The organism is Xanthomonas bonasiae, from assembly GCF_017163705.1.
In the GTDB taxonomy this organism is placed as follows: Bacteria; Pseudomonadota; Gammaproteobacteria; order Xanthomonadales; family Xanthomonadaceae; genus Xanthomonas_A; species Xanthomonas_A bonasiae.
This window is the reverse complement of sequence record NZ_JAFIWB010000070.1, coordinates 1-426: the sequence shown is the minus strand read 5'-3', so window position 1 is coordinate 426 and position 426 is coordinate 1. Positions and strand designations below refer to the sequence as shown.

At 71.4% G+C, this 426-nt stretch carries 1 protein-coding gene; it reads right to left on the bottom strand.

The genetic code is table 11. The annotated features are described in order from the left end of the window. Nucleotides 1–287: hypothetical protein (locus JR064_RS22940; RefSeq protein ID WP_206231250.1), on the bottom strand; the 287-nt coding region annotated here is incomplete at its 3' end. Nucleotides 288–426 lie beyond the last annotated feature (139 nt).

Below are 426 nucleotides of genomic sequence, written 5' to 3'. Positions count from 1 at the left end.
CGGCCATCCATGGCCGGGCGTTCGGCCATGCGCGAACCAGTGGTTCGCAAACGCATGGCCTCCTTCAATCCGGCAATCCGCTGCACCTTCGGTTCATGCCGCCATCCCTGGCGCGGCGCCACGTGCGCCGGAACCACGGGCCCGGCCATCCGTGGCCGGGCGTTCGGCGCCACATGCGCCATGGCGCGGCGCGCGGATGCTTCCGGCATGGGCGTCGCCGTCCATGGCGCAACAGGGCTGCACCCGGACAGACCTGCCCGGCCATCCATGGCCGGGCGTTCGGCCATGCGCGAACCAGTGGTTCGCAAACGCATGGCCTCCTTCAATCCGGCAATTCGCTGCGTCTTGGGTTCACGCCGCCATCCCTGGCGCGGCGCCACGTGCGCCGGAACCACCGGCCCGGCCATCCGTGGCCGGGCGTTCGGC